This is a genomic window from Candidatus Pseudomonas phytovorans, from assembly GCA_029202525.1.
In the GTDB taxonomy this organism is placed as follows: Bacteria; Pseudomonadota; Gammaproteobacteria; order Pseudomonadales; family Pseudomonadaceae; genus Aquipseudomonas; species Aquipseudomonas phytovorans.
Genome location: CP119325.1, coordinates 632,282 through 652,806, shown reverse-complemented (window position 1 = coordinate 652,806; position 20,525 = coordinate 632,282). Strand labels below are relative to the sequence as shown.

The 20,525-nt window shown below is 62.8% G+C and carries 19 protein-coding genes; 7 read left to right on the top strand and 12 right to left on the bottom strand.

What is annotated here, in order from left to right; all coding sequences use genetic code 11:
• Positions 1-1,668: a bifunctional diguanylate cyclase/phosphodiesterase gene (locus tag P0Y58_02885; GenBank protein WEK31154.1), complete on the bottom strand. Its 1,668-nt coding sequence runs from the start codon at positions 1,666-1,668 to the stop codon at positions 1-3.
• Between the two features lie 293 nt (positions 1,669-1,961).
• On the opposite strand from P0Y58_02885, the gene rep reads away from it, so the two are divergent.
• Together rep and xpt are read left to right on the top strand one after the other, a co-directional pair.
• Positions 1,962-3,971, top strand: a complete 2,010-nt coding sequence (gene rep / locus P0Y58_02880; GenBank protein WEK31153.1) for a DNA helicase Rep — start codon at positions 1,962-1,964, stop codon at positions 3,969-3,971.
• A 64-nt stretch (positions 3,972-4,035) separates the two neighbouring features.
• Positions 4,036-4,608, top strand: a complete 573-nt coding sequence (xpt, locus tag P0Y58_02875; protein ID WEK31152.1) for a xanthine phosphoribosyltransferase — start codon at positions 4,036-4,038, stop codon at positions 4,606-4,608.
• Between the two features lie 124 nt (positions 4,609-4,732).
• Here the strand turns inward: xpt and P0Y58_02870 are convergent, their stop codons facing one another.
• The 5 genes from P0Y58_02870 to dadA form a co-directional block, all read right to left on the bottom strand.
• Positions 4,733-6,589: an acetyl-CoA hydrolase/transferase C-terminal domain-containing protein gene (locus P0Y58_02870; GenBank protein WEK31151.1), complete on the bottom strand. Its 1,857-nt coding sequence runs from the start codon at positions 6,587-6,589 to the stop codon at positions 4,733-4,735.
• Positions 6,590-6,734: 145 nt separating this feature from the next.
• Positions 6,735-7,139 carry a c-type cytochrome gene (locus tag P0Y58_02865; protein ID WEK33261.1) on the bottom strand — a complete coding sequence of 135 codons (405 nt, stop codon included), beginning with the start codon at positions 7,137-7,139 and terminating at the stop codon, positions 6,735-6,737.
• Between the two features lie 154 nt (positions 7,140-7,293).
• A complete protein-coding gene (locus P0Y58_02860; protein ID WEK31150.1) occupies positions 7,294-7,842 on the bottom strand; it encodes a cupin domain-containing protein in 549 nt (182 codons plus the stop codon).
• 109 nt (positions 7,843-7,951) lie between these two features.
• Positions 7,952-9,025 carry an alanine racemase gene (gene alr / locus P0Y58_02855; protein WEK31149.1) on the bottom strand — a complete coding sequence of 358 codons (1,074 nt, stop codon included), beginning with the start codon at positions 9,023-9,025 and terminating at the stop codon, positions 7,952-7,954.
• Positions 9,026-9,170: 145 nt separating this feature from the next.
• Positions 9,171-10,475, bottom strand: coding sequence for a D-amino acid dehydrogenase (dadA, locus tag P0Y58_02850; protein WEK31148.1), 1,305 nt, complete (start codon positions 10,473-10,475; stop codon positions 9,171-9,173).
• Between the two features lie 156 nt (positions 10,476-10,631).
• Here dadA and dadR point away from each other — a divergent pair, with 156 nt between their 5' ends.
• Positions 10,632-11,120: a transcriptional regulator DadR gene (gene dadR / locus P0Y58_02845; protein ID WEK31147.1), complete on the top strand. Its 489-nt coding sequence runs from the start codon at positions 10,632-10,634 to the stop codon at positions 11,118-11,120.
• A 2-nt stretch (positions 11,121-11,122) separates the two neighbouring features.
• On the opposite strand, the gene P0Y58_02840 is transcribed toward dadR, so the two are convergent.
• A complete protein-coding gene (locus P0Y58_02840) occupies positions 11,123-11,476 on the bottom strand; it encodes a YkgJ family cysteine cluster protein (GenBank protein ID WEK31146.1) in 354 nt (117 codons plus the stop codon).
• 130 nt (positions 11,477-11,606) lie between these two features.
• On the opposite strand from P0Y58_02840, the gene P0Y58_02835 reads away from it, so the two are divergent.
• Positions 11,607-12,899, top strand: a complete 1,293-nt coding sequence (locus tag P0Y58_02835) for an FAD-binding oxidoreductase (GenBank protein ID WEK31145.1) — start codon at positions 11,607-11,609, stop codon at positions 12,897-12,899.
• Positions 12,900-12,945: 46 nt separating this feature from the next.
• Here P0Y58_02835 and P0Y58_02830 read toward each other — a convergent pair whose 3' ends face one another.
• Positions 12,946-13,176: a DUF1127 domain-containing protein gene (locus P0Y58_02830; GenBank protein WEK31144.1), complete on the bottom strand. Its 231-nt coding sequence runs from the start codon at positions 13,174-13,176 to the stop codon at positions 12,946-12,948.
• Positions 13,177-13,354: 178 nt separating this feature from the next.
• Here P0Y58_02830 and P0Y58_02825 point away from each other — a divergent pair, with 178 nt between their 5' ends.
• Together P0Y58_02825 and P0Y58_02820 are read left to right on the top strand one after the other, a co-directional pair.
• Positions 13,355-14,785: a PLP-dependent aminotransferase family protein gene (locus P0Y58_02825; GenBank protein ID WEK31143.1), complete on the top strand. Its 1,431-nt coding sequence runs from the start codon at positions 13,355-13,357 to the stop codon at positions 14,783-14,785.
• A gap of 60 nt (positions 14,786-14,845) precedes the next feature.
• On the top strand, positions 14,846-16,396 hold the full coding sequence (locus P0Y58_02820) for a phospholipase D family protein (protein ID WEK31142.1): 1,551 nt from the start codon (positions 14,846-14,848) through the stop codon (positions 16,394-16,396).
• Positions 16,397-16,515: 119 nt separating this feature from the next.
• Here P0Y58_02820 and P0Y58_02815 read toward each other — a convergent pair whose 3' ends face one another.
• Both P0Y58_02815 and P0Y58_02810 read right to left on the bottom strand, forming a co-directional pair.
• Positions 16,516-17,655: an MFS transporter gene (locus tag P0Y58_02815; protein ID WEK31141.1), complete on the bottom strand. Its 1,140-nt coding sequence runs from the start codon at positions 17,653-17,655 to the stop codon at positions 16,516-16,518.
• A 140-nt stretch (positions 17,656-17,795) separates the two neighbouring features.
• Positions 17,796-19,289, bottom strand: coding sequence for an aldehyde dehydrogenase (locus P0Y58_02810; protein WEK31140.1), 1,494 nt, complete (start codon positions 19,287-19,289; stop codon positions 17,796-17,798).
• A 196-nt stretch (positions 19,290-19,485) separates the two neighbouring features.
• Between P0Y58_02810 and P0Y58_02805 the strand changes: the two genes are divergently transcribed.
• Entirely contained in the window at positions 19,486-19,845 is a 360-nt protein-coding gene (locus tag P0Y58_02805) for a cupin domain-containing protein (GenBank protein WEK31139.1), read from the top strand.
• Between the two features lie 72 nt (positions 19,846-19,917).
• On the opposite strand, the gene rpmG is transcribed toward P0Y58_02805, so the two are convergent.
• Both rpmG and rpmB read right to left on the bottom strand, forming a co-directional pair.
• Complete coding sequence (rpmG, locus tag P0Y58_02800; protein ID WEK31138.1) at positions 19,918-20,073, bottom strand: 50S ribosomal protein L33; 156 nt, start codon at positions 20,071-20,073, stop codon at positions 19,918-19,920.
• A gap of 11 nt (positions 20,074-20,084) precedes the next feature.
• Positions 20,085-20,321, bottom strand: a complete 237-nt coding sequence (gene rpmB / locus P0Y58_02795) for a 50S ribosomal protein L28 (GenBank protein ID WEK31137.1) — start codon at positions 20,319-20,321, stop codon at positions 20,085-20,087.
• Positions 20,322-20,525 lie beyond the last annotated feature (204 nt).

Genomic DNA, 20,525 nt, shown 5'->3' with positions numbered 1-20,525 from the left:
CTAGAGGACAGCTTCCAGCTTGCGGCCGGGCGCCTGCAGCAAGAACGTCATCAATTCGTCCACCGGCAACGGCTTGCTGACCAGAAAGCCCTGCACCTGATCGCAACCGAACCCGCGCAACAACGCCAGCTGCTCTTCGCTCTCCACCCCTTCAGCCACCACCTCAAGGTTGAGGTTGTGCGCCAGGTTGATCATGGCGTGCACCAGCTTGCGGTTCTCCTCGCGCATTTCCATTTCAGCCACAAAGCTGCGGTCCACCTTGAGCAAGGTGATCGGCAAGCTGTTCAGGTGCACGAACGAAGAAAACCCGGTGCCGAAATCGTCTAGCGAGAAGCGCACACCCAGGCGGCCAAGGGCATCCATGGTCTGGCGCACCAGCTCGTTGCGGCGCATCACCGCCGTTTCGGTCAGTTCGAACTCCAGCCAGCGGGCGTCCACACCATGCTCAAGGATCAGGCGGCTCAGCGTGGCCAGCAGCTGACTGTCCTGGAACTGGCGGAAGCTCAGGTTGACCGCCATGTGCAGCGGTTCCAGGCCACGCTCGCACAGCGCCTGCATATCGCGCAGGGCGCGGGAAATCACCCAGTAGCCCAAGGGCACGATCAGCCCGCTCTGCTCGGCCAGGGGCACAAACTCGCTGGGCGGTAGCAGCCCGCGTTCGGCATGACGCCAGCGCACCAGCGCCTCCAGGCCAACGATGCGCCCGTCGGCCAGGTCGAGCCGCGGCTGATAGTGCAGCTCCAGCTCGTCACGGCGCAGCGCACGACGCAGCTCGCTTTCCAGGTCGGCCAGGCTGCGGGCGTTACGGTTGATGCGTTCGTTGAACACATGGAAGGTACAGCCCTGGCTGCCCTTGGCCTGGCGCATGGCAATGTGCGCATGCCACATCAGCGGGTCGGCACCGCTCTGCGCGCGGGCATGGGCCAAGCCCAGGCTGCAGCCCAGCAGCAGGCTCTCGCCCTCGATCCAGTAGGGTTCGGCCAAGGCCTCGATGATGCGCTCGGCAATCCATTCGGCACGGTTGGCGTCGCGGCGGGTGTCGATCAGCAAGGCGAATTCGTCGCTGCCCAGGCGCGCCAGCTGGTCGCCAGCCTCGAGCTGGTTTTGCAGCCGCGCCACCACTTGCAGGATCAGGCGATCGCCGCTCTGGTGGCCGAGCGCATCGTTGACGTGGCGGAAGTTGTCCAGGTCCAGGTGGCCCAAGGCAATGCCACGGCCCTCGTTCTCGGCCAGGCGCGCGGTCAGCAAGGCCTGAAAGCCCTGGCGGTTGGCGATGCCGGTCAATGGGTCCTGTTCGGCCAGGCGTTGCAAGGTGGCCACCAGTACCCCACGTTCACGCACATGGCGTAGCGAGCGGCGCAAGCTGTCGGCATTGAGCTGGTCGCGTACCAGCCAGTCGCTGACGGCGCTGGGCGCCACCTCGGGCTCGTGGTCAAGCAGCAGGATGGTCGGCAGGTCGCAGCGCCCGGGCACCGGCTGCAGGGCCTGGGTTGCCAGCACCACGGCCTGGCGATCATGGCTGAACAGGCTATCGACCGCATCCCAGTCAGGCGCGGTCAGCAGCACGGCAGTGCCGCTCAGCGCAGGCATGCATGCGTGCAGCAAGGCAGCCCATTGCGGCTCATCAGCCAACAGCAGCAAACGCAAAGGTTCGACAGGCGTGGACAAGCGGGCTCCTTAGGACTTCACGGTGCAACGAGATCTGCCGGTATGCTACTGCATTAATGAAAATGATTTTCACTTTTATACATGTATTGCGGGCGTAGCATCCCGACGTATTTTGTCGTGCATCCTGCTCGAAACGAGAGGAACCGGCAAATATGATTTTTTCCTCTAGTAGCATTAGCCGCACTAATAATGGGAAAGACAAAAGTCTGACCCAGACGTCAGACGGTCGCGCCACAACCGCCCCATGCCTGTTAGAATGCGCGGCTATTTTCTGGCGACCCCCGGTTTCTAGCATGTCCCGACTCAATCCCCGGCAACAGGAAGCCCGTGACTACGTCGGCGGCCCTCTTTTGGTGCTCGCTGGTGCAGGCTCGGGCAAGACCAGCGTGATCACGCGCAAGATTGCCCACCTCATCCAGAACTGCGGCATCCGAGCCCAGTACATCGTGGCGATGACCTTCACCAACAAGGCCGCCCGCGAGATGAAGGAGCGGGTCGCCACCTTGCTGCGCCCGGGGGAAGGCCGTGGCCTGACGGTTTGTACGTTCCACAACCTGGGCCTGAACATCATCCGCAAGGAGCACGACAAGCTGGGCTACAAGCCGGGCTTCTCGATCTTCGACGAGTCCGACATCAAGGCGTTGCTGTCGGACATCATGCAGAAGGAATACTCCGGCGACGACGGCATCGACGAGATCAAGAACATGATCGGTGCCTGGAAGAACGACCTGATCCTGCCACCAGAAGCCCTGGAAAAGGCGCGTAATCCACGCGAGCAAACCGCCGCCATCGTCTACACCCACTACCAGCGCACGCTCAAGGCGTTCAACGCCGTGGACTTCGACGACCTGATCCTGCAGCCGGTCAAGCTGTTCCAGGAGCACCCCGAAGTGCTGGAGCGCTGGCAGAACCGCGTGCGCTACCTGCTGGTGGACGAATACCAGGACACCAACGCCAGCCAGTACCTGCTGGTGAAAATGCTGATCGGCATGCGCAACCAGTTCACCGTAGTGGGCGACGACGACCAGTCGATCTATGCCTGGCGCGGTGCCCGCCCCGAGAACCTGATGCTGCTCAAGGAGGACTACCCCTCCCTGAAAATCGTCATGCTCGAACAGAACTACCGCTCCACCAGCCGCATCCTGCGCTGTGCCAACGTGTTGATCGCCAACAACCCGCACGCGTTCGAAAAGCAGCTGTGGAGCGAAATGGGCGTGGGCGACGAGATCCGCGTGATCCGCTGCAAGAACGAGGAAGCCGAGGCCGAACGCGTGGCCATGGAAATCCTCACTTTGCACCTGCGCACCAACCGCCCATACAGCGACTTCGCCATCCTCTACCGCGGCAACTACCAGGCCAAGCTGATCGAACTGAAGCTGCAGCACCACCAGGTGCCGTATCGCCTGTCGGGCGGCAACAGCTTCTTCGGGCGCCAGGAGGTCAAGGACCTGATGGCCTACCTGCGCCTGCTGGTGAACCCGGACGATGACAACGCCTACCTGCGGGTGATCAACGTACCGCGTCGCGAAATCGGCTCTACCACCCTGGAAAAGCTCGGCAACTATTCCACCGAGCGCGGCATTTCGATGTACGCCGCCAGTGAGGAGCTGGGCCTGGGCGAGCACCTGGAGGCCCGCTACACCGAGCGTTTGCAGCGCTTCAAGCACTGGCTGGACGGGGTGCGCCACAAGGTCGCCCTGGAAGACCCGATTGCCGCGCTGCGCGAGATGGTCCGCGACATCGACTACGAGAACTGGATCCGTCAGCAGACCGCCAGCGACAAAGCGGCGGAGTTCCGTATCAGCAACGTCTGGTTCCTGATCGAAGCGCTGAAAAACACCCTCGAGAAGGACGAAGAGGGTGACATGACCATCGAGGACGCCATCGGCAAGCTGGTGTTGCGCGACATGCTTGAGCGCCAGCAGGAAGAGGAAGAAAACGCCGAAGGTGTGCAAATGATGACCCTGCACGCCTCCAAGGGCCTGGAATTCCCCTACGTGTTCATCATGGGCATGGAAGAGGAAATCCTCCCGCACCGCTCCAGCATCGAGGCCGACACCATCGAAGAAGAACGTCGCCTGGCCTACGTGGGCATCACGCGCGCGCGCCAGACCCTGGCCTTCACCTTCGCTGCCAAGCGTAAGCAGTACGGTGAAATCATCGACTGCACGCCCAGCCGGTTCCTCGACGAACTGCCACCGGACGACCTGGCCTGGGAAGGCCTGGACGACGCGCCGGTCGAGGTAAAGGCCGCACGCGGCAACAACGCCCTGGCCGATATCCGGGCAATGCTCAAACGCTGATCAACCATTACTCTTTAACTGTGCCGCGTTAAGCGGCCACCTTTGTTACATCGAGGAAACAACAGTGGAAGCACTGCATCAGAAGATTCGCGAAGAAGGCATCGTGCTTTCCGACCAGGTTCTCAAAGTCGACGCGTTTCTCAACCACCAGATCGACCCTGCGCTGATGCAGCTGATCGGTGACGAGTTCGCCCGCCTGTTCGCCGACACCGGTGTGACCAAGATCGTCACCATCGAAGCCTCGGGTATTGCCCCGGCAGTGATGGCCGGCCTGAAGCTGGGCGTGCCGGTGATCTTCGCCCGCAAGCACCAGTCGCTGACCCTGACCGAAAACCTGCTGACTGCCTCGGTGTATTCCTTCACCAAGCAGACCGAGAGCACCGTGGCCATCTCGCCGCGTCACCTCAATAGCAGCGATCGCGTGTTGGTGATTGATGACTTCCTGGCCAACGGCAAGGCATCGCAGGCGCTGATCTCGATCATCAAGCAAGCCGGCGCCACCGTGGCTGGCCTGGGTATCGTGATCGAGAAGTCGTTCCAGGGCGGCCGCGCCGAGCTGGACAGCCAGGGCTACCGCGTTGAATCGCTGGCCCGGGTGAAGTCGCTGGAAGGCGGTGTGGTCAGCTTCATCGAGTAAGCCTGTACCGGCCCCATCGCCGGCAAGCCAGCTCCCACAGGAATTTCACAGAGGACGAGCCTCGTGCAGTACCTGTGGGAGCTGGCTTGCCGGCGATGGGCTGCAAAGCAGCCCCCGCAATTCATCAGGAAGCCGCCAACCCCGCCAGCAACAAGCGCTGGTAAAGCTCTTCCTTCAGCCCCTGCGGCTGATCCAGCCCCATCCGCACCAGATGCAGCTCATACCCCTCCGGCCCCGGTGCATCCAGCGCCGCCTTGCCCAGTTCCAGCACCTCACTGAGCTTGAACTTGCTCTTCAACCAGTTCAGCGCCCGCAGCAGATCCCGCTCTTCAGCCGTAAAGTCCGTCCCCATCGGATACTCCGGGAACAGCTGCACATGCCGCACCCTGATCGCCTCCAGCCGCTGCGGTGTATTGTCGGTAAACCGCGCATCCAGCTCAAAGCCCTTGGGCAGCTTGCCGGCCTCTTTTGCCTGCTCGATCAGCCCTTGCTGGAACCGCGAATCACACACCGCCAGCAACCGCGCAATCACCTCGCTGTCGGTCTGCCCACGCAAATCAGCAATACCGTATTCCGTCACCACAATATCGCGAAGGTGCCGGGGGATGGTGCAGTGGCCATAGGTCCAGAACAGGTTTGAGGTCACTTCCCCGCCCGCTTCGCGCCAGCTCCGCAACAGCAGAATCGAACGCCCGCCTTCCAGCGCATGGCCCTGGGCGACGAAGTTGTATTGCCCGCCTACACCGCTGAGCACACGGCCGTCCTCCAACTGGTCGGCCACCCCAGCGCCGAGCAACGTCATGCCGAACGCCGTGTTGATAAAGCGCGCATCGCGTCGCTGGCGGCGTTTCAGTTCTTCCTGCCCGTACAGCTCGTTGATGAAGCTGATGCGGGTCATGGCAAACCGTGCGCGCTGTTCGAGTGGCATCTCCCTTAACCGCTGGTAGAACGCTTGAGGGCCGAGAAAAAAGCCGCCATGCACCACCGGCCCATGCTCATCAGCCGGGCGCCGCAGCAGGCCTGCTTCGGCCAGTACCAGCAGGCCATTGACGAACATCTCGCTGCAGCCGTACAGGCCTTGGGCAAACGTACCCAGCCCGCCTTCCCGCTCGATCAGCGCCTGCCAGGGGTCAGCGTCCAGCTCGTCGAGCACCGCCCTGTAGCCCGCGTTGTCACCCTGGCGTGCCAGCAACGCGGCGGCGACTGCATCGCCCATGGCACCGATGCCGATCTGCAGGGTGCCGCCGTCGCGAACCAGGGTGCTGGCGTGCAAGCCGATACAGTGGTCCTGGGTGCCGACCGGCATGTTCGGCGTGGAGAAAAGGCGGCGCTGTTCGGCTTCGTCGATCAGCAGGTCGAACGCATCGATGGGCAGCTCCGCATCGCCCGGCATGTACGGCAGTTCGGCATGCACCTGGCCGAGCATGAGGATGGTCTCGCCGGCCGCGCGGCGCTTGGCGATCATCGGCAGCAGGTCGAGGGTGATGTCGGGGTTGCAAGCCAGGCTCAGGTGCACAGGCTTTTCCGGCGTGGCGGCCACCAGCTGGGCGATCAGGTTCAGGCCCTTGGCGTTGATGTCGCGGGCGGCATGGCTGTAGTTGCTGCTGATGTAGTCCTGCTGGGCAGCCTCGCTGTGCAGCAGGCTGCCGGGCTGCATGAAAAACTGCTCGACACGGATGTTTGGCGGCAGGCTGTCATTGTGCAGGTCGGCGAGGTAGGCAAGCTCTTCGTAGTCGGCGAAAACCCGCTCGACGAAGGGTTCGAGAAAACGCCGTTGCAGGCCATCGCCCAGTGGGGGGCGGCCCAGGGACAGCGCGGTGTATATGGTCAGCTGCCGCTCGGGCAGTTCGCGCACCCGGGCGTAGAGGGCGTTGACGAAGGCATTGGGCTTGCCCAGGCCGAGCGGCAGGCCCATATGGATGTGGGCTGGCAGGCGTGCCAATACCTGTTCGACAGCATGGTCGATGGAGCAGAGGTGCATCGAGGCCTCCTGTGACATCCATGGGTTCACGGGTTGGACATGCGCTCAAGCGGGTTGGTTGCCTGTACCCGCGAAAGGGCCGGTACAGGCACCACAAAAACAAAGCCCGCCATCAACGGCGGGCCTCGTGCAATTCAACTGTGTCTTACAGCCCGGACATTTTCTTGATCGCCCCTTTGAGGTCGTCATCCGAGCAGTCCGCGCAGGTGCCTTTGGGCGGCATGGCGTTGATGCCGGTAATGGCCTTGGCCAGAATGCCATCCAGGCCGCCCTGGTGGTCTGCGCGTTCTTTCCACGCGGCGGTGTCGCCCACTTTAGGCGCACCAAGCAGCCCCGTGCCATGGCAGGCATTGCAGTGCTTGGCGATGATCTCATCTGGCGTCTTGGCACCCCCGCCCCCCGCTGCAACAGCTACTTCCATGCCTTTGCATTCCTGGCCCTGGACGCACACCTGGCCAACCGGCTCCAGGCGTTTGGCGATATCGTCATTGGTCGCAGCGGTTGCGCTCATTGCCCAGAGGGCGAATACGGCTGCTGGTACGGCCAGCATCTTCTTGATTTGGTTCACGCGAACACCCTCATGGTGGCTAATCACGCTCGCGGCCACGGAACGGCGAGCGTTGAAAAGTATAGCGGGAACCCAGAGGCCGTGAAACGACCCTACACAGGAAAGGGGTATTGCCGAATCAATGCACTGCGCTGGATCAAAAGTTTGAGGGTGTCGCCGCACTGATCAGCCGCGCAGGCTGCTTGAACGGGTTGCGAAAGCGGTGCGGGCGCGTGCTTTCGAAGTAGTAGCTGTCGCCTTCTTCAAGGATGAAGATCTCGTTGCCGACCACCAGCTCCAGCCGGCCTTCGAGCAGAATGCCGGTTTCTTCGCCGTCGTGGGTGAGCATTTCGGCACCGGTGTCGGCACCTGGCGGGTACACCTCGGTGAGAAACGCGATGGCGCGGTTGGGGTGCGACTTGCCGACCAGCTTCATGGTCACCGCACCGTCCGAGATATCGATCAGCTCGTGGGCCTTGTAGACGATCTGAGTGGGGCTTTCAGGTTCCAGCTCGACCGAAAAGAACTCCACCATCGACATGGGAATGCCGCTCAGCACCTTGCGCAGCGAGCTGATTGAAGGGCTCACGCTGTTCTTCTCGATCATCGAGATGGTGCTGTTGGTCACCCCGGCCCGCTTGGCGAGTTCGCGCTGGGAAAGGCCCTTGAGCTTGCGGATGGCATGCAGTCGTTCGCCGACGTCCAAAGCTGGAGCCTCCTGAAACGGTGGAAAGGGGGGTGGATGTGAACGATATCATGGCAATGCCGTTCAGTATTTACAACACACCGCCCCTCAACCTGTCCGCTTCAGCGTGTCATTCGCCGATGTAGTCCCGCGGTACGCGCTTCAGGTTGCAGAAGATCTGGTAAGGAATGGTGCCCGCATGCGCGGCCACTTCGCTGGCCAGCACCTGCTTGCCCCACAACTCGACCGGGCTGCCGACAGTGGCTTGGGGTACGTCGGTCAGGTCGATGTTGAGCATGTCCATCGACACCCGGCCGATTAGCTGGGTGCGCTGACCTGCGACCAGCACCGGGGTGCCGTTGGGGGCCTGGCGCGGGTAGCCATCGGCATAGCCCATGGCGACCACGCCAACACGGGTTGGCCGTGGGCTGATGAACTTGGCGCCATAACCCACCGGCTCGCCGGCAGGCATTTCGCGCACGCTGATGACTCGCGACTGCAGGGTCATGACCGGTTGCAAGCGTTCGGCCTGGGCCTGGGCCACTTCGAACGGCGACGCGCCGTACAGCATCAGGCCTGGGCGTACCCAGTCGCTGGGCGCCTGCGGCCAGCCCAATACGCCGGGCGAGTTGCGCAGGCTGCACTCGGCCGCCAAGCCCTGCCGGGCGGCTTCGAACACCGCAATCTGCTGGGCGGTGGCGTCGGCATCCAGCTCGTCGGCGCGGGCGAAGTGGCTCATCAGCACGATGCGCGAAACCTTGCCGCTGGCCAGCAGGCGCTGGTAGGCGTCGTGGTAGTCCTTGGGGTGCAGGCCGACGCGGTGCATGCCGCTGTCGAGCTTCAGCCAGAGGGTGAGCGGCTTGTGCACCGGGGTTTTCTCGATGGCTTCCAGCTGCCATAGCGAGTGCACCACGCACCACAGGTCGTGCTCGGCAATCAGCGCCAGTTCGCTGGCTTCGAAGAAGCCTTCCAGCAGCAGCACCGGGGCTTTGATACCGGCGGCGCGCAACTCCAGCGCCTCTTCGATGCAGGCCACGGCAAACCCGTCGGCTTCGGCTTCCAGCGCCAGGGCGCAGCGCACGGCGCCATGGCCATAGGCGTCGGCCTTGATCACGGCGAGGGCTTTGGCACCGGTCAGTTCACGGGCCAGACGGTAGTTGTGGCGCAGGGCCTGGAGGTCGATCAGGGCGCGGGCGGGACGCATGGCGGCATGCCTTATGGTGGTTCAGTTTGAAATCGGTGTTGGGTTCTTCGCGGGTGAACCCGCTCCACAGGGACCGCACAATGCCTAGGATTGTGCGATCCCTGTGGGAGCGGCTTTAGCCGCGAAGAGGCCGGTACAGGCGAACTTACTGCTGGTGAGCCGGCGCAGTCTGCCCGTGCTTGGCCACTTCCGGGCTATTGCCATAGCGGGAGATATCCAGGCCTTCGGCACTGATCTGCGGCTTCTTGCGCGCAATCAGGTCAGCCAGCAGGCGGCCGGAGCCACACGCCATGGTCCAGCCCAAGGTACCGTGACCGGTGTTCAGGAACAGGTTGCGGAACTTCGTGGCACCCACGATCGGCGTACCGTCCGGGGTCGCTGGGCGCAGGCCGGTCCAGAAGCTGGCCTGGCTCAAGTCACCACCGCGAGGATAAAGGTCGTTGACGATCATCTCCAGCGTTTCGCGCCGACGCGGGTTCAGCGAGAGGTCAAAACCGGCGATTTCAGCCATGCCGCCAACGCGGATACGGTTGTCGAAACGGGTGATCGCGACCTTGTAGGTCTCGTCGAGAATGGTCGAAGTCGGGGCCATGTCGCCGTTGGTGATCGGCACGGTCAGCGAATAACCCTTCAGCGGGTACACCGGGGCCTTGATGCCCAGCGGCTTGAGCATCTGCGGCGAATAGCTGCCCAGCGCCAGCACGTAGCGATCGGCGGTTTCCAGCTTGCCGTCGATCCACACGCCATTGATACGGTCACCGGCGAAGTCCAGCCGCTGGATGTCCTGGCCGAAGCGGAACTCCACGCCCAGTTTCAGCGCCATGTCGGCGAGTTTGTTGGTGAACAGCTGGCAGTCGCCAGTCTGGTCGTTCGGCAGACGCAGGGCGCCGGCCAGGATGTCTTTCACGCCAGCCAGGGCAGGTTCGACGCGGGCAATGCCGTCGCGGTCGAGCAGCTCGTAAGGCACGCCAGACTGCTCAAGCACGGCAATGTCTTTGGCAGCGGCATCGACCTGGGCCTGGGTACGGAACAGCTGGGTGGTACCCAGGCTGCGGTTTTCGTAGTTGATGCCGGTTTCGGCGCGAAGCTCGTCGAGGCAGTCACGGCTGTACTCGGACAGGCGCACCATGCGCTCTTTGTTAACCGCATAGCGGCTAGCAGTGCAGTTGCGCAGCATCTGCGCCATCCACAGGTACTGGTCGACGTCGCCGGTGAGTTTGATCGCCAGTGGCGCATGGCGCTCCAGCAACCACTTGATGGCCTTCAGCGGCACACCTGGGGCTGCCCACGGTGAGGCATAGCCAGGCGAGATCTGGCCGGCGTTGGCAAAGCTGGTTTCCATGGCCACCGCCGGCTGGCGGTCGACCACCGTCACTTCGTAACCTTGCCGGGCCAGGTAATAGGCACTGGCGGTTCCGATCACACCGCTACCAAGTACCAGAACTCGCATCGTTTTATTCCTCGCACGCGGCGCGCCGCAGACTTTTATTGAAATGGCATGAATGGGCGCAGTATAGGAATTCAAAGCCAGTGCAATTCACTATATAAAAGCCTATTATTGGCGAGAATTCTCGGCAAAATCGCCTTTCACGGAGGGGCATCCCCTATGAGAACCCAGCACCAGAGCAAGCGTGAACTGGACAAGATCGACCGTAACATCCTGCGGATCCTGCAGAATGACGGGCGTATTTCCTTCACCGAACTGGGCGAGAAAGTTGGGCTTTCCACCACCCCTTGCACCGAACGGGTTCGCCGCCTGGAGCGCGAGGGCATCATCATGGGCTACAACGCCCGCCTGAACCCGCAGCACCTCAAGGGCAGCCTGCTGGTGTTCGTGGAAATCAGCCTGGACTACAAGTCAGGCGACACCTTTGAAGAGTTCCGCCGCGCCGTATTGAAGCTGCCCCACGTGCTGGAATGCCACCTGGTTTCAGGTGACTTCGACTACCTGGTGAAGGCGCGCATTTCGGAGATGGCGTCGTACCGCAAGCTGCTTGGCGACATCCTGCTGAAGCTGCCGCACGTGCGCGAGTCGAAGAGCTACATCGTGATGGAGGAGGTAAAGGAGAGCCTCTGCCTGCCGATCCCGGACTGACGTCAGACCAGCACCTGGCGGGTGGTGGCGATGAACTGGTGAACCAGCTGTTCTGTGGCAGGTTCGATCATCGGCTCAGGGCCACGGCCGCGCGGGCAGGCCATGCGCGGGGTGGTGCCAAACAGGCGGCAGATCATCGGGCGTTCTTCATAGACCGTGCAGCCGTTGGGGCCCAAGTGCACGCAGTCCAGGCGCTCCAGCGCGGCTTCCTGCTCGGCCTGGGATTTGCGCGGCAGGCGGGCCATTTCTTCTGCCGACGTGGTTACCGGGCCACAGCAATCGTGGCAGCCGGGCTCGCACTCGAACGAGGGGATGAGTTCGCGCAGGAAATGGATCTTGTGGCGGTTGCAGGACATGGCTGAATACAAAGCAAGGAACTTGGCCAGATTATAGGCCCATTCGCGGGCGCAGCCCTCACCTTGTTGCCCAGCAACTCTACCCCCGCTTATCCTCCTCCCTTAGCCCACCAGCCTCAGGAACGAGCCAATGATCCACAGCGCGCAGCACGCCGCCTCCTACTACGCCGCCAGCAGCGCGCCACACCCCGACTACTCCTTCCTGCAAGGTGAACACAGCGCCGACGTGTGCATCGTCGGTGGCGGATACTCGGGGCTGAACACGGCCATCGAATTGGCTGAACGCGGCTTTTCAGTCATCCTGCTGGAGGCGCGCAAACTTGGCTGGGGCGCCAGCGGGCGCAATGGCGGACAGTTGATTCGCGGCGTCGGCCATGGCCTTGAGCAGTTCCTGCCAGTGGTCGGCGAGGAAGGCGTGCGCAGCATGAAGCTGATGGGCCTGGAGGCGGTGCAGATCGTCCGCGAGCGAGTCGAAAAGCACGCCATCGCCTGCGACCTGACCTGGGGCTACTGCGACCTGGCCAACAAACCTTCCGAGTTGCACGGTTTTGCCGAGGACGCCGAAGAACTGCGTGGCCTCGGCTACCAACACGCGCTGCGCCTGGTCGGCAAGGACAATATCCACAGCGTGGTTGGTGCCGACTGCTATGTGGGCGGGCTGATCGACATGGGCTCCGGCCACCTGCACCCGCTCAACCTCGCCCTGGGTGAAGCCGCTGTCGCCGCGCGACTGGGGGTGAAGCTCTTCGAGCAGTCCGAAGTCACGCGCATCGACTACGGCCCTGAAGTGCAGGTGCATACCGCGCAAGGCCGGGTACGTGCGAAAACCTTGGTGCTTTGCTGCAACGCCTACCTCAACGACCTCAACCGCGAGCTGGGCGGCAAGGTGCTGCCGGCCGGTAGCTACATCATCGCCACCGAGCCGCTGGGCGAAGAACGCGCTCGCGCATTGCTGCCGCAGAACATGGCGGTGTGTGACCAGCGCGTGGCGCTGGATTACTACCGTCTGTCCGCCGACCACCGCCTGCTGTTCGGCGGTGCCTGCCACTATTCAGGCCGCGACCCCAAGGACATTGCCGCCTATATGCAGCCGAAGATGCTCAAGGTGTTCCCGCAACTGGCCGACGTGCGCATCGACTATCAGTGGGGCGGCATGATCGGTATCGGCGCCAACCGCCTGCCGCAGGTCGGCCGCCTGGTCAGCCACCCGAACGTGTACTACGCCCAGGCCTATTCGGGGCACGGGCTAAACGCCACTCACCTGGCCGCCCGCCTGCTGGGCGAAGCCATCAGCGGCCAGGAAAGCGGGCGTTTCGATCTGTTTGCCAAGGTGCCGCACATCACCTTCCCCGGCGGCAAGCACCTGCGCTCACCGCTGCTGGCGTTGGGGATGTTGTGGCACCGGCTGAAAGAACTCGCCTGACAGCTGACGCGGCCGCTCCTACACTGACCGCGTAGCGTCAACTTGATCAGTCTTTCCAGAAGGGTTTACGCCCTTCTGTCCGCGCCTGCTCCCAGCTCAACCCCACATCGCGCAACTCGTCATTACTCAACTGCAGCAGCGCCCTGCGGGTATGCCAGCGATGCAGCATCAGCCCCCAACGCCCCAGCCCCGCCGGCGCATTGAAAACCTTGGTCTGCTGCCCGGCGTCCAGTTCTTTGGCCATCAGTTGCAAACGCACATCGCTCATGCCACCCATCACTGCTATCTCCCACTCAGTTGATACCGTGGAGAAAGCATGCGCGTCGGCAACGCCGGCAATACAGATCCAATACAGCCTTATTATTCCCATACAGAATTGGCCGCCGGCTGACTGAATGCTGTATTTTCAACCCAACTGTACTGGTCGCTATGCCCACGTAGCGCAGGAGTATGCCGTGACCCTCTACCTGAACCTGGCCGAACTGCTCGGCGCCCGCATCGAGCAGGGCCTATACCGCCCCGGCCAGCGCCTGCCCTCGGTACGCGCCCTGAGCGTGGAGCACGGGGTCAGCCTGAGTACCGTGCAGCAGGCCTATCGCATGCTGGAAGACAGCGGCATGGTCTCGCCACGGCCAAAGTCCGGCTACTTCGTCAGCGACCACCGCCACCTGCCGGCGCTGCCCGCAGTCAGCCGCCCAGCCCAGCGCCCGGTGGATATCTCGCAATGGGAGCAGGTGCTGGAGCTGATACGCAGCACGCCGCGCCAGGATGTGGTCCAGCTCGGCCGTGGCATGCCCGACATCAACAGCCCTACCCTCAAGCCGCTGCTGCGCAGCCTGGCGCAGTTGAGCCGGCGGCAGGACATGCCTGGCCTGTATTACGACAACATTCACGGCAACCTGGCCCTGCGTGAGCAGGTGGCCCGGCTGATGCTCGATTCCGGCTGCCGCCTGAGCCCGGCAGACCTGGTCATAACCACCGGCTGCCACGAGGCGCTGTCGTGCAGCATTCGTGCGGTATGCGAGCCAGGCGACATCGTCGCGGTCGACTCCCCCAGCTTCCACGGTGCCATGCAAACCCTGAAGGGTTTGGGCATGAAGGCGCTGGAAATCCCCACCGATCCGGTGACCGGCATCAGCCTGGAGGCACTGGAGCTGGCCCTGGAGCAGTGGCCGATCAAGCTCATCCAGATCACCCCCAGCTGCAACAACCCGCTCGGCTACATCATGCCCGAGGCGCGCAAGAAGGCCCTGCTGAGCCTCGCCCAGCGCTACGATGTGGCGATTCTGGAAGACGATGTGTACGGCGACCTGGCCTACACCTACCCGCGCCCGCGTACGGTCAAGTCGTTCGACGACGATGGTCGCGTGCTGTTCTGCAGCTCGTTTTCCAAGACCCTCGCCCCCGGCCTGCGGGTCGGCTGGGTGGCGCCCGGGCGCTACCTGGAGCGGGTGCTGCACATGAAGTACATCAGCACCGGCAGCAGCGCCAGCCAGCCCCAACTGGCCATCGCCGATTTTATCGCCGGCGGGCACTACCAACCCCACGTGCGGCGCATGCGCAGCCAGTACCAAAGGGGCCGAGACCTGATGAGCGAATGGGTCACCCGCTACTTTCCACCGGGCACCCGGGTCAGCCGCCCCCAGGGCGGCTTCATGCTGTGGGTGGAATTACCCGAACATTTCGATACGTTGCGCCTGAATCGGGCTTTACTGGAGCAAGGCGTGCAGGTTGCCGTGGGCAGCATCTTCTCGGCCTCCGGCAAGTTTCGGCACTGCCTGCGCATGAATTTCGCCGCGCGGCCGACGCCGCAGATCGAGGCCGCCGTGCGTAAGGTAGGTGAAACCGCCCTTCGTCTACTGGATGAAGAAAGCGCCGACGCGTAACTTTGCGCCGCCCGCCACGGTCCAACCCCTAGAGCCCTTGCTGCACAGGACGAACCATCTTTGAGACCCCAGCGAGCCTTGTCTCTGCTGCTGATGCTGCTCGGCCTTACAGGCTGCGCCAGCGTCAGTGCGCCCCGCGAAACCAGCCAGGCGCTGCCCGCCAACGACTCCGCCTTTGGCCGCTCGGTGCTGCGTCAGGCGGCCCCTTACGGTGGCCGCTCCGGCTTTCGCCTGCTGCCCAACAGCAACGAGGCTTTTCGCGCCCGTGCCGAGTTGATCCGCAACGCCCAGGCCAGCATCGACCTGCAGTACTACATCGTCCACGACGGCCTCAGCACCCGCGCCCTGGTGCACGAATTGCTGCGTGCCGCAGACCGTGGCGTGCGTGTGCGCATCCTGCTTGACGACACCACCAGCGACGGCCTGGACACCATCATGGGCACACTCGACGCCCACCCGAACATCCAGATCCGCGTGTTCAACCCGTTGCACCTGGGCCGCAGCACAGGCGTAACGCGCGCCGTGGGCCGGTTGTTCAATCTGTCGCGCCAGCACCGGCGCATGCACAACAAGCTGTTCCTGGTGGACAACAGCATGGCGATTGTCGGCGGGCGTAACCTGGGCGACGAGTATTTCGATGCCGAACCCAACCTCAACTTCACCGACATCGACCTGCTGGGTGTAGGGCCTGTGGCCGAACAGCTCGGGCACAGTTTCGACCAATACTGGAACAGCGCCCTCAGCCGGCCGATCACCGACTTCCTCTGGCGCGACCCCGATGCCGACGACCTGCGTGCCAGCCGTCATCGCCTGGAAGTGTCGCTGGCCGAAGCCAGGACCCGGCGCAAGGCCTTGTACGACCGCCTGATGGCCTACCAGTCCCAGCCGCGCCTGGATGTGTGGCGCAACGAGCTGATCTGGGCCCACGCCCAGGCGCTATGGGATGCACCAAGCAAGGTATTGGCCGACGATGAGCCAGACCCGCAACTGCTGCTGAGCCAACAACTGGCCCCGGACCTGGCCAACGTGCACCGCGAGTTGATCCTGGCATCGGCCTACTTTGTGCCGGGCGAGCCGGGGTTGCTGTACCTGACCGGCCGCGCCGACGCTGGCGTGTCGGTGAAGCTGCTGACCAACTCACTGGAAGCCACCGATGTGCCGGCAGTGCATGGCGGCTACGCGCCCTATCGCCGGGCCTTGCTGGAGCATGGCGTGCAGCTTTACGAGCTTCGCCGCCAGCCAGGCGATCCCAGTGCGGGGCGGTTGAGTTTTCGTGGCAGCTCGGATTCCAGCCTGCATACCAAGGCAATCGTGTTCGACCGGCGCAAGACCTTCATCGGCTCGTTCAACTTCGACCCGCGCTCGGTGCTGTGGAACACCGAGGTCGGGGTGCTGGTGGATAGCCCGGAGCTGGCCGAATACACCCGTGAACTGGCAATTCAGGGTATGGCGCCGGCGTTGAGTTACCAGATCAAGCTGGTGGGGAACAAGCTGGTGTGGGCGACCGAGGACAATGGCCAGCGGCATGTGCTGACCTCCGAGCCGGGTGGGATGTGGCGGCGGTTCAATGCCTGGATCAGCAAGGCGGTTGGCTTGGAGAAGATGTTGTAGCTGAGGGCCTCATCGCCGGCAAGCCAGCTCCCACAGGTACTGCACAAGACCCAGGATTTGCACTGTACATGTGGGAGCTGGCTTGCCGGCGATGGGCCACAAAGCGGCCCCAAAATCGATCAGACAGACACAGCCTCAAAGGCCCCGCGCCGTTGGGTCAACACCACTAACCCCGCAGCCCCAACCGCCATCAGCAGCAGCAACGCATGCCCACTGACCCACTGGCTACCCGCACCTGCCAGCAACGGCCCAAGCAAGCAGCCAATACCCCACAGCTGCGCCACATGGGCGTTGGCCCGCACCAGCGCATCATCCCGGTAGCGCTCGCCAATCAGCACCAGCGACAAGGTGAACAAGCCCCCTGCACTGGCCCCGAACAACACCCACAGCGGCCAGATCGCCGGGGTATGCAGCAGCAGCGGAATCGCCAAGCTGGACACCAGCAGGGTCACCGCACAGCCGGTGAACAGGGTGCGGCGCGACATATGGTCAGCCAAGGCGCCGATGGGCAACTGCAACACCGCGTCACCCACCACCACGGTACTGACCATGAACAGGGCGATCTCGGTGGTAAAGCCCTGCTGCAGGCAATACACCGGCAACAAGGTGAGGATCATCGCCTCGAACGAAGCAAACAGCGCAATGGCCCAGGCAATCACCGGCAAGCGCCGGCAGAACGCGAACAGGTCGCTGAAGGTAACGTTGCAGGCTTCCGTGCTCGGCGCACCGCCACGCCCCAAGAGGATCAGCGGCGCGACCAACAACAAGCCGGTCGCGGCCCAGAAACCGAAGTCGTCATCGGACCCAAGGAAGCCCAGCACCAGCGGCCCCGCCAGCTGGCTCAACGCGTAGCTGCTGCCATACAGCGCTACCAGGCGGCCACGCCATTGCTCGACCACAAGTTGGTTGATCCAGCTTTCGCCGAGGATGAATACCACGGTCAGGGACATACCGATCATCAGGCGCAGCAGCAGCCACAGCGGGTAACTGGGCAGCAGGGCGAGCAGGCCGATCGACAGCGCACCGCCCCACAGGCAAATGCGCATGGCCGAAGGTACGCCGACCCAGCCGGCCAGGCGGCTGGCCAGGCTGGCACCGGCCAGTACACCCAGCGCAGGCATCGCGGCCATTACGCCGATGGCGAAACTGCCATAGCCCCAGCCTTCCAGGCGCAGGGATACCAGCGGCATGCTCACGCCGAGCGCCAGCCCGACACTGAGCACCGATGCCAGTACGGCGAAATAAGTGCCCCAACGCATTGCAGCCTCCCAGGCTGGTTTTTCCAGGCCCATTCGCGGGACAAGCCCGCTCCCACAAGTTCCCCATCCTTTTCAAAGGCAGCGGGGGACCTGTGGGAGCGGGCGTGCCCGCGAATGGGCCGCAAAGCGGCCCCTTGCGATTACAGCTTGATCCAGGTCGCCTTCAGCTCGGTGTATTTCTCCAGCGCATGCAGCGACTTGTCGCGGCCGTTGCCCGACTGCTTGAAGCCACCGAACGGCGCGGTCATGTCGCCGCCGTCGTACTGGTTGACCCAGACGCTGCCAGCGCGCACGGCACGGGCGGTCTTGTGGGCCTTGGAAATGTCCGACGTCCAGATGCCAGCCGCCAGGCCATACGGCGTGTCGTTGGCAATGGCGATGGCTTCTTCGGCGGTATCGAAGGCGATCACCGACAGCACTGGGCCGAAGATTTCTTCCTGGGCGATGCGCATGGCGTTGGTCACGCCGTCAAAGATGGTCGGCTCGACGTAGGTGCCGCCAGTCTCTTCCAGGGTGCGTTTGCCGCCAGCCAGCAGCGTGGCGCCGTCCTTGTGACCGGCCTCGATGTACGACAGCACGGTGTTCATCTGCTGGGTGTCGACCAGGGCACCGACAGTGGTCTGCGGGTCCAGCGGGTTGCCTGGCTTCCAGCCTTTCAGGGCCTCGACCACCATCGGCAGGAACTTGTCCTTGATCGAACGCTCCACCAGCAGGCGGGAACCTGCGGTGCACACTTCGCCCTGGTTGAAGGCGATGGCGCTGGCAGCAGCCTCAGCAGCGGCTTGCAGGTCCGGGGCGTCGGCAAAGACGATGTTCGGGCTCTTGCCACCGGCTTCCAGCCAGATGCGCTTCATGTTCGATTCACCGGCGTACACCATCAGCTGCTTGGCGATCTTGGTCGAACCGGTGAACACCAGGGTGTCGACGTCCATGTGCAGGGCCAGGGCCTTGCCCACGGTGTGGCCGTAGCCTGGCAGCACGTTGAGCACGCCAGCCGGGATACCGGCTTCGATCGCCAACTGGGCAATGCGAATGGCGGTCAGCGGCGATTTTTCGGACGGCTTGAGCACCAGCGAGTTGCCGGTAGCCAGGGCCGGGGCGATTTTCCAGCAGGCCATCAGCAGCGGGAAGTTCCACGGTACGATGGCACCGACCACACCCACTGGCTCGCGGGTTACCAGGCCAAGCTGGTCGTGCGGGGTCGGAGCGACTTCGTCGTAGACTTTGTCGATGGCTTCGGCGGTCCAGTGAATGGCTTGGGCCGCGCCCGGCACGTCGATGCTGGAGGAGTCGCCGATCGGCTTGCCCATGTCCAGGGTTTCCAGCAGCGCCAGCTCTTCGACGTTTTTACGCAGCAGGTCAGCGAAGCGGATCAGCTTGGCCTTGCGCTTGGCCGGGGCCAGTTGCGACCACACGCCTGCGTTGAAGGTGGCGCGGGCGTTTTCCACCGCGCGGTTGGCATCCGCCAGGTCGCAGCTGGCAACCTTGGCCAGGAAGCGTCCGTCGACCGGGCTCAGGCACTCGAAGGTTTCACCGGATGCGGCATCGGTGTATTCGCCGTTGATGAAGGCGCGGCCTTCGATCTTCAGTTGCTGGGCACGTTGTTCCCAGTCCGCACGGGTCAGGGTAGTCATACGAAACTCCTCCTCTTGTTTAGGTGCAACGCCGCACTGAGGACTCACAGGCGTTGTCAGAATTCTGGCCGGGCGACGAGCGCACACGGGCAAGCGATACCCTAAACCAGCCGGTGTAAACTATCAATATATTTGACACGAAAGGCTCAAAAGCCTACTGATGTTCATTTTATTAAACAACAACAGGAGCCGCACCATGAGAATCGACAGCATCATCGACTTCGCGCAGGTCATCACCGAAGCCGAACGCTACCGCCCGGCGGCGGAGAAAATCCTCAAGGGCGAGCCAGACCAAGCGGTCTATAACCACTATTCCAGCCCTTGCGGGCAGTTTGCCGCAGGCGTGTGGGAAGGTGAGCTGGGGCAATGGACGGTGAACTACACCGAGCATGAGTACTGCGAGATCGTGCTGGGCGTTTCGGTGCTGCGCGACCAGGACGGCGGGGCCAAGACCTTGCGTGCCGGTGACCGGTTCGTGATCCCGGCCGGGTTCAAGGGCACCTGGGAAGTGCTGGAGCCTTGCCGCAAGATCTATGTGATGTTCGAGCAGAAATGATCTGAGCCACGCATGGCCAAAAAAAAAACCCGCGTCCTTTCGGAAGCGGGTTTTTTTCAGGTCGCCGATCAATTACTTGATCTTGGCTTCCTTGTACACCACGTGCTTGCGAACAACCGGATCATATTTCTTGATCTCGATTTTGTCCGGGGTGGTGCGCTTGTTCTTGTCGGTGGTGTAGAAGTGGCCGGTACCGGCACTCGAAACCAGACGGATCAATTCACGCATGATGTTCTCCCTTAGACCTTGGCGCCAGCTTTACGGATGTCAACCAGAACGGCATCAATGCCGCGCTTGTCGATGATACGCATGCCTTTGGCGGAAACGCGCAGACGCACGAAACGCTTCTCGGATTCAACCCAGAAACGGTGGTGCTGCAGGTTCGGCAGGAAACGACGACGGGTTTTGTTGTTTGCGTGGGAAATGTTGTTCCCGGTTACTGGACCCTTACCAGTAACTTGACAGACTCTCGACATGACTCAGCCCTCTAAAACCACATGCCCAACCCGGCATGGGTTGGCCGCTTAATCTCTCAGTCTTTGGCGCCTGGGCGCCGTGATTCTGGAGGTCTTATCGACCGGATCCGCTTATGCGACAGGCCGAGCCCCTAGAAAAGAGCGCTGCTTTATACCAGAAAGACTTGGCTGCAACAACAGTAGATACACATTGCCGCACGCCAG